At 39.2% G+C, this 8671-nt stretch carries 11 protein-coding genes; 10 read left to right on the top strand and 1 reads right to left on the bottom strand.

What is annotated here, in order from left to right; genetic code table 11:
* Window positions 1-314, bottom strand: a 314-nt coding sequence (locus tag L655_RS0112630) for a fused MFS/spermidine synthase (RefSeq protein WP_024605204.1), incomplete at its 3' end; no start/stop codon positions are given.
* A gap of 265 nt (window positions 315-579) precedes the next feature.
* On the opposite strand from L655_RS0112630, the gene L655_RS0112625 reads away from it, so the two are divergent.
* From L655_RS0112625 to L655_RS0112580, 10 genes are read left to right on the top strand one after another with little or no spacing between them, the layout of a single operon-like run.
* On the top strand, window positions 580-1233 hold the full coding sequence (locus L655_RS0112625) for a thermostable hemolysin (RefSeq protein ID WP_024591515.1): 654 nt from the start codon (window positions 580-582) through the stop codon (window positions 1231-1233).
* Window positions 1230-2699 (top strand): AMP-binding protein, encoded by a 1470-nt coding sequence (locus tag L655_RS0112620; protein WP_024605203.1) that lies wholly within the window; start codon window positions 1230-1232, stop codon window positions 2697-2699. The genes L655_RS0112625 and L655_RS0112620 overlap by 4 nt, the downstream gene beginning before the upstream one ends.
* Window positions 2692-3381, top strand: coding sequence for an iron-containing redox enzyme family protein (locus L655_RS0112615; protein ID WP_024605202.1), 690 nt, complete (start codon window positions 2692-2694; stop codon window positions 3379-3381). Before L655_RS0112620 ends, L655_RS0112615 begins: the two co-directional genes overlap by 8 nt.
* On the top strand, window positions 3378-4148 hold the full coding sequence (locus L655_RS0112610; RefSeq protein WP_024605201.1) for an SDR family oxidoreductase: 771 nt from the start codon (window positions 3378-3380) through the stop codon (window positions 4146-4148). The genes L655_RS0112615 and L655_RS0112610 overlap by 4 nt, the downstream gene beginning before the upstream one ends.
* 21 nt (window positions 4149-4169) lie before the next feature.
* On the top strand, window positions 4170-4817 hold the full coding sequence (locus L655_RS0112605) for a hypothetical protein (RefSeq protein WP_024605200.1): 648 nt from the start codon (window positions 4170-4172) through the stop codon (window positions 4815-4817).
* Between the two features lie 7 nt (window positions 4818-4824).
* Window positions 4825-5484: a response regulator transcription factor gene (locus L655_RS0112600; RefSeq protein WP_024605199.1), complete on the top strand. Its 660-nt coding sequence runs from the start codon at window positions 4825-4827 to the stop codon at window positions 5482-5484.
* 26 nt (window positions 5485-5510) lie between these two features.
* Entirely contained in the window at window positions 5511-6824 is a 1314-nt protein-coding gene (locus tag L655_RS0112595; RefSeq protein WP_024605198.1) for an ATP-binding protein, read from the top strand.
* Complete coding sequence (locus L655_RS0112590) at window positions 6817-7170, top strand: cupredoxin domain-containing protein (RefSeq protein WP_024605197.1); 354 nt, start codon at window positions 6817-6819, stop codon at window positions 7168-7170. The genes L655_RS0112595 and L655_RS0112590 overlap by 8 nt, the downstream gene beginning before the upstream one ends.
* Window positions 7157-7897, top strand: a complete 741-nt coding sequence (locus L655_RS0112585; protein ID WP_024605196.1) for a hypothetical protein — start codon at window positions 7157-7159, stop codon at window positions 7895-7897. Before L655_RS0112590 ends, L655_RS0112585 begins: the two co-directional genes overlap by 14 nt.
* A complete protein-coding gene (locus L655_RS0112580) occupies window positions 7894-8610 on the top strand; it encodes a hypothetical protein (protein ID WP_024605195.1) in 717 nt (238 codons plus the stop codon). Before L655_RS0112585 ends, L655_RS0112580 begins: the two co-directional genes overlap by 4 nt.
* Window positions 8611-8671: the final 61 nt, after the last annotated feature.

Raw genomic sequence — 8671 nt, 5'->3', positions numbered from 1 at the left:
CTATCTTCAATATGGGTAAATATAAATTCCATTATTGGCTGCGAAAATAATGTAATAGGCACCACCATAATGCTGGCTATTAAAAATATTAAACCATATTTGGTAAGTGATGCATTTTTAGTGCTGAGTTTACCGCCAAGTAAATACCCAAAAGATAAACTAAGCATAAATACTGTAATTATACTGCCCCAAATATGTACGCTACTACCAAAAAAAGGGGCGAGAATTCTCCCTCCTAAAAGTTCAATCCCCATAATGCAAAAACCGCTGCAAAAAGCTAAAAAGTAAATTAACGCGTTTGTTTTTATGCTCATGTAATTATCGTTATGTAACTTAAGTATAACACTATACTAACGTGATGCATACAAAGCTGCTAGAGCCTGTTGACCTAAGTTTAATTAAAAAGAAGTTTTGTTATAACGATTTGTTAGTTAGGGCGTGTTGATCTATTTAACACGCCCTCGCGATTTAACACTTAAGACGCTTTTTTATTTAAATTAATTTTTTCTTAAGTTTTCTTTAAGTTTCACTCGTTAAATTTAAACCCTGAAATATAAACAGGTTTAAATGAGCGAGCTTATGCAATTAGCCCACACTTCTACATCATTAGGTTTAACACAAAATAACAGTCAGTTTATTAGTGCTCGTATTGATGATGTGCATCGAAAAAATCTTGAAAATACAGTAAAAGAAGGTTTTTTAGTTGCGTATAACGCTAAGCTTACTTCGTTTATGCCACTACTTTGCCAATACGTTACCGAGCAAGGAAAATGCACCTTAGGGCTAAGGCAAGCAACTTCGCCATTGTTTATTGAGCAATATTTAGCATCACCCGTTGAAGATTTTTTAGATGAGAGTATTTCTCGTAATAAAATTTTTGAACTTGGTAATCTTTGCTCTACAAATCGAAGAGCAACACTTGCACATTTTATTATTGTTAACGAAGCTCTGCAAAGTGTGGGCGCAAAACATTTAGTGTTTTGTGCAACCAACAAAGTGCGTGCTTTATTGCGCTTACTTGGTGTTACGTGTACTGAAATTGCACTTGCGAGCAGTTTTGTAGTTGAGAACCCATTAAAGTGGGGCAGCTATTACGCCAACCAACCAACAGTATGCATTGTGAGCCTAGAGCAAGCTCACCAACAAGTACTAAATACCCCAATGCTTTATAGTTTGATGCAGCAAAACCACTCAAATATCAATTCTTTGGTAAATGCATTGGTGAACGTATGAATTACTATAATACACATTCAGTATCGCCATTAATTATTGCCCATAATAAAGAGCAAATACTTGAAATTAACGGTGATGAGTTTAACCAGCAAATACAAAAAGTAGTAAAAATACTACAAAGCTTTAACGGCAAATGTGTCGCTTATAAGCTCGATAATACGCCAGCTTGGCTTGTTATTGATGCCGCTACTGCAGTTTCTAACAAAGTGGCTGTGCCAATTGCTCACTTTTTTAGTGAACAACAAACTCAATATGTACTAGCTCAATGCGGCGTTAATTTACTTATTTGCGACACGCTAAACCCTTTACTTGGGGAGCCGACTGCATCGATTACTTTATTTGAGTTTTACACATTATATATTTACGAAATCGTTGTAGCTAAACCCGTCAGTTATTTTCCAGAAACTCAAAAAGTAACGTTTACATCAGGATCGACTGGGCAACCAAAAGGCGTGTGTTTATCTGCAAATAGCCAAATGCAGGTAGCTCAATCTCTGTGCGATAAGATTAATATTAAAAAGCCTGTTCATTTATGTTTATTGCCGCTTGCTGTATTGCTTGAAAATATAGCCGGTGTGTATGCACCCTTAAAAAGTGGCGGTACAGTGCATTTAATGCCGTTAAATGAATTAGGCTTTGTTGGAACTGTATTAAAACAACCCGCACAGCTTATAGCTGCTATTGATAAAGTTAAGCCAAATACGCTTATTTTAGTGCCTGAACTATTAGCATGCTTAGTTGCTTTTGCAGAAGATGGGTGGCAACCGCCTAGTTCGTTACAGTTTATTGCAGTAGGTGGTGCGCTTGTCAGCGAAATGCTATTAACCAAAGCGCGTAGCTTAAATTTACCGGTATACCAAGGTTATGGGCTTTCTGAGGCGGCATCTGTAGTTAGTTTAAATACGCCCACAAACGATAACCTTCACAGTGCAGGCTCAGTGTTACCTCATATTCAAACCAAAATTGAAAATGGCCAGCTTTTTATAAAAGGCGATTTGTTTTTAGGCTACTTAAATCATCAACCTCACGACAAAAACCAGTGGTATGCAACTGGCGACTTGGTCGAACAGCATCAAAATACCTTATTTATTAAAGGCCGATTAAAAAATCTAATTATTACCAGCATGGGGCGCAATATCAGTGCCGAGTGGCCTGAATCACTATTACTCAGTCAAAGCGGTATTTTACAAGCGGTTGTGTTTGGTGAGGGGCGACCTTTTCTCAGTGCCATTATTTACGCCGATACAAAGCTAAGTAACCCAGTGTTAGCGCAGTACATTAGCGAAATTAATAAACAACTACCCGACTATGCTCGAATTCAAAAGTGGCATCGTTTAGCCGCCCCATTAAGTGTGCAACAAGGATTATTAACAACAAATAATCGCCCAAAACGAGATGCCATAAGTAAGCAGTACCATGCTGTGTTTGAGCAATTTTACCGACTTGGAGAAGTAATTAATGAGTGATTTTTTTAACACCCTTAAAGAGCAAACTAAACAAGAGCAAAACTATCTGCTTGCAGCGCCTATTATTCAGCGTGTTTTTAAAGGCGAAGCATCACTTGAAGAATACGCCTCGTTTTTAGCACAAGCGTATCACCATGTTAAGCACACCGTGCCATTAATGATGTCGGTTGGTGCACGATTAACCGACAATCAAGAATGGCTGCGCGAAGCCGTAGCAGAATATATTGAAGAAGAGATTGGTCATCAAGAGTGGGTACTTAATGACATTGCAGCCTGTGGTTTTGACAAAGAAACAGTACGGAGTAGTCAGCCGCAATTTGCAACCGAAATGATGGTGTCGTATGCGTACGACTCCATTGCACGTAAAAATCCGTTGAGCTTTTTTGGCATGGTGCATGTGCTTGAAGGCACTTCTATAGCGCTTGCTGATGGCGCGGCTTCAAACATTGCAAGTGCTGTGGGCTTACCTAAAAAAGCATTTAGTTATTTAACCTCTCACGGCGCACTTGATATAGAGCATGTAAAGTTTTTTGAAAACCTAATGAACCAAATAACAGATGAGGCGGATCAACAAGCCATACTTTATGGTGCAAAGCGCTTTTATCGTTTATACGGCGATATATTTCGTGGGCTCGATGACGAACCGTTTTTTAAAGCAAGTGCACAAGGCAAATTGGCATGAGTAGCTCTTTATGTGTGCTCACTGGCGCAACAGGCGGAATAGGGCAAGCGATTGCTAAAGCCCTATATGCAAAAGGGTGGAAGTTACTACTTGTAGGGCGAAATACCCAAGCCCTTGAAAAACTGAGCCGTGCATGCCCAGACAGTGAAATATTTACGGGCGATTTAACCGACGATACAACACGTATTAACCTAGCAATAAAAGCCAAGCAACTCGGCGGCGTTAAATTACTTATTAATAACGCCGGTATAAATGCAATGCAAAGCCTTGAGCACACAAGTAATGAGCAAATAGATAATATGCTCATTACTAATTTGTCGGTGCCTATTAAATTATGCCAGCTATTTTTAGGGCAGTTAGCGTATACCAAAGGCACCATTGTTAACGTGGGATCATCGTTTGGCAGTATTGGCTACCCGTTTCAAACGCTTTATTGCGCCAGTAAATTTGGTTTACGTGGCTTTACAGAAGCGTTATCACGTGAGTTGAATGGTTCAGGCGTTAAAGTGACCTATTTAGCACCAAGAGCAACAGATACATCTATTAATAGCAGTAAAGCGCGGGCAATGAATAAAGAGCTCGGTAATAAAATGGACTCGCCAGAATTAGTTGCTCAAGAGTTATTAGCACTTATAAGTTCAAACCAAACAAGGCGCTTTATTGGTTTTCCTGAAAAATTATTTGCACGCATAAATGGCGTATTCCCAAACGTTGTTGATAACGCTATTGCAAAGCAACTACCTAAAATTAAACGTTTTTTAAGTTAACAAACACACAAGGGCAAAATTATGTATAAATTTACACTCGCATTTTATTTAATACTAACCTCTGTATTTGCAACTACAGTACACGCAGATGAAGCGCAAGACTTAATCGATATTCAACAAAAGTGGGCAATTGCTAATTACGAACTTGAAGACGATGCGCAAATAGACGCGTTTACGCAACTAAGTGAGCAAAGCGCATTATTTGTTAAAAACTATCCAAGCTCGGCGCAAACACATATTTGGAATGGCATTGTGTTAGCTAGTTTTGCTGGCGCAAAAGGGGGCTTGGGCGCACTTGGTTTAGCAAAAGAAGCAAAAGCGTCACTCGAAAATGCACTCTCGATTGATGGCACTGCACTCAATGGCTCCGCTTACGCAAGCCTTGCAACGCTTTATAGCAAAGTACCTGGCTGGCCAATTGGTTTTGGTGATGATGACAAAGCTGAAAAATTATTTAAACAAGCGCTCGCTTTTAATCTCGAAGGCATTGATACTAATTACTTATACGGTGAATACTTGTATGATGAAGGCGATTATAAACAAGCTAAAGCGCGACTACTTGTAGCACAAGCTGCTGGGATTCGTGATACTCGGGCAAAAGCAGATAAATATCGTCAACAAGCAATAAGTCAGCTATTGGCAAAAGTAGATAAAAAATTAAAAAGATAAACAGATAATGCATTTATTACTCGTTGAGGACGATCATTTAGTGGCGCAAGGGCTTATTCGCTCTTTGCGCCAAGAGGGCTACAGCGTAGAGCACAGTGGCACAGTAAAGCACGCCTTAGAGTGCCTTTCTAGTGGTGAGATTGAGCTTGTTATTCTCGATTTAGGATTGCCTGATGGCGACGGCTCGCAAGTTTTAAAGCATATTAAAGCGCAAAAAAAAGTAATACCGGTGGTTATTTTAACTGCTCGCGGCAGTATTGATGACAAAGTCCAAGGGCTCGATATGGGGGCAGATGATTACCTTGCAAAGCCGTTTGACCCCGCTGAGCTATTTGCTCGATTACGTGTAGCAAGCCGGCGCATTAACCAAACTCAGTCAAGCTTATTGCGCTGTGGTGATGTAGTAATGGATACCTCTGCTCATACAGTTAAACTAAGTGGGCAGTCACTTACACTACCTCGAAAAGAATACATGCTTTTAAAAGCGCTAATGGAAAATCAGGGAAGGGTACAGTCAAAACAACAACTCGAAAACAAACTTTACCAATGGGGTGAAGAAGTTGGCTCTAATGCCATAGAGGTGCATATTCATCATCTTCGTAAAAAATTCCCTAGCGATTTTATTAAAACCTTACGTGGCATTGGCTACGTGGTTGGTAAGCGTTAGGGTGTGTTTATCTTTCGAGGTTGAAAATGTCTATTCGTAAACGTCTGACCTTAATTTTACTTTCAATGATGGTGCTTACTTGCTTTTTAGCATTAGTAAAAGGCTATCAAAAAAGCATGCGCCACGGCGAAAACTTGCTTGATAATGAACTTAAAATAGTGGCTGGCGTTTTAATTGAGCAACCATTAGCACTAAGCACAAATGCAGTACAGGTAAGCAATAATAGTGCTCAGTTGTTGTATCAAATCTGGCAAAACAATAGTTTACTTAGCGGCTCATCGAGTTTAACGAATAACCAAATTAGTTTTAGCGAGGGCTTTCAAACTGCCAATGTAGCAGGGCAGCGTATGCGAGTGTTTGTGATGAGAAAAAATACTCGTAAAGTCATCGTTGCTGAGCCTATGTCAAAGCGGTTTGAATTAGCTGAAGCCGTTATTTTATCTGCAATGTTACCTATGCTATGGGCAGTCCCTCTGCTTGCTATTTTTATTAGCTTTTTCGTTAAATACGCATTAGCCCCTCTTACTCGATTATCTAAGCAGTTGGCGTCTCGCCAAGCGAACGACTTTACGCCAATTAACTGGCAAGTAACCGACGAGGAAATTAAACCGGTTATTAATCGTTTAAACGACTTATTTAAACGCGTAGAAACTGCCTACTTACGGGAGCGCTTTTTTGCCTCAGATGCAGCTCACGAATTACGTACCCCGCTTAGTAGTTTAAAAATTAATGTACATAATTTGGCTAATAAACAAAGTAATCTGCAAGACCATCAAGAATTACAAGCTATGTCGCAAGGCATTAATCGCTTAAGTAATATTGTTGAGCAAATGCTAATTTTAGGACGCACTCAGCCTGAACAATGGCAGAGGCAATTTAGCGAACAATCATCGCTAACGATTACTCAGCAAGTCGTATCGGAGCAATACGACAAAATAGATGAAAAAAACCAAACCATTAGTCTTGAAGGCGATGATTTTGTAATTAATGGTGATGAGTTTACATTAACCACACTCATCGCTAATTTACTTAGCAACGCCATAAAGTACACACCCAAAAATGGTCAGATTATAATTAAATTAGTACCAAGTAATGACGGCTTTAGTTGGCAAATTGATGATTCTGGTGCGGGTATGACTGAAGAACAAAAAGAGCGAATATTCAATCGTTTTTATCGAGTAGGAGGTGATCAGCATCCATCAGGCGAGCAAGGTGCTGGTTTAGGTATGGCGATTGTACAACATATAATTGCTATTTATGGCGCAAGTATTCATTTAGCGAATAGCCCTTTAGGTGGGCTAACCGTTAAGGTTACTTTTACAGGAGTAAAAAGTGACTAAACGTTTATTTAATCGGTGCCTTTGTTGTTTGCTATTTTTGTCGTTTAACGCGGCGAGTAAAGAGTACCTTATTATTTTAAAAGATCATTTGTTTTATCCCTCGCAAATTACCATTCCCGCGAATAAAAAAGTAAAACTATTGATAGAAAACCAAGACAGCACACCAGAAGAGTTTGATAGCTTTGATCTAAACAGAGAAAAAGTACTCTACCCAAACCGTAAAAGCATTATTTATATAGGGCCGCTTAGTAAAGGGTATTACGAATTTTTTGGTGAGTTTTCGCCCAATACAGCAAGGGGCGTTGTAATAGTTGGTGATGAGGAGGCGAAGCATGCTAATAACTAGTTTAGTCATGAGCCTTAATCAATTACTACCTGTGGCTATTTTATTAGTGCTACTACAAGTAGTTAAAAAACAGAGCTCTTTAAAAATAGGGTCTGCTTTATTAATTGGCGCGCTCATGTCGTTTTTGTACATGCAAAGTGCGTCGTGGGTGAGCCAGTGGTTTGAACACCAAGGGTTAGAGTACTCACAAATAGGGCTATGTATCACTATATTTATTGCTGTATTGGTATTTGCACTAAAGCAAAAGTCAGCGGCATTTTATATCGCAGTTATAAGCACAATAACGCTCTATTTAAGCCATTATATTATTTACCTCACCAGTTTTTGGCAAAATAATGATGCAGGGCAAAGCTTATTTATTGGCACTTTATTAGGTGTTGGAATTTGTTTAAGTTTTAGCGTATTGCTGTACTTTTTAATAAATGCAATTAAGCACCGTTTTGGTATGTATCCGCTTTTTACTTTGCTTGCTTTTAACAGCGCGGCTAAGTTATTAGTTGCACTGGATTTGGCAAGTCAAATAGATTTAATTACAAACACCTCAACAGTGTGGGATTTACGTGATTTGCTAAACGAAAACTCTGAGCTAGGCCGCGTATTGCGTGCTCTTGTTGGTTACGAGGCCACTCCTGATTTAATGAGTGTACTTATATATAGTACAAGCAGCGTATTATTTTTATTACTTTGTTACGTAATTCCAGCTTCAATAACTAAGGAACGTGTATGAAAGCACTCAACCTATATTTAGCGCTTAGTTTTACCGCTCTTTGTTTGTTGGTATTCTCAATCCAAGCAAAGTCCGATGGTATTGTTGTTGATAAGGTATATCACCCCTATGTTTTGCCTTTTGAGCGTGAGTTTGAGTGGCGATTAGTGTCGCACCAAACAGATAGTGGCAACATACTAGCGCAGCGTTTGGGTGGTGGTGGAGCTATTAACGATACAATGGCACTAGAAGGCTACTTAGTTGGTGAGCGAGATGACAACGGCGACTTTGGTTTAGAAGCTTATGAGCTTGAACTACGCTGGCAATTAATTGAGCAAGGTAAATTATGGGCTGATTGGGGGGCATTATTTGAGCTTGAAAAAAAACATAATGAAGATGTGTATGAAGCAACTTCGGGTTTTGTGATCGAAAAAGAGTTTGGCAAAACAAGCTTAACTATGAATGCTTTTTTGGTTTACGAGTGGGGGCAGGATATACAAAATGAATGGGAAAGCGAGTTTAGAGCGCAATATCGCTATCGCTATCGTTCTGCTTTTCAGCCATCTATTGAGGTGTACGTAGGTGAAGACTTTGTTGGCATAGGGCCTGGGTTTATAGGTTTGCAGCGTTTTGATGGACAAAAGCAGTTAAAATGGGAAGCGGGTTTTATCACTGAGATAAGCCAATCAGAAAAAAATCATAGTTTTAGGCTCGCATTAGAATTTGAATTTTAATAACCAAGGAAAGCGGTTTTGGTTGTTTATCACTCTGATTATCACGGCAAGATCATTATAA

The sequence above is a fragment of the Pseudoalteromonas sp. TAE79 genome (assembly GCF_000498015.1).
Lineage (GTDB): Bacteria > Pseudomonadota > Gammaproteobacteria > Enterobacterales > Alteromonadaceae > Pseudoalteromonas.
The sequence above is the reverse complement of the archived record's forward strand: the minus strand, read 5'-3'. Positions and strand labels throughout refer to the sequence as shown.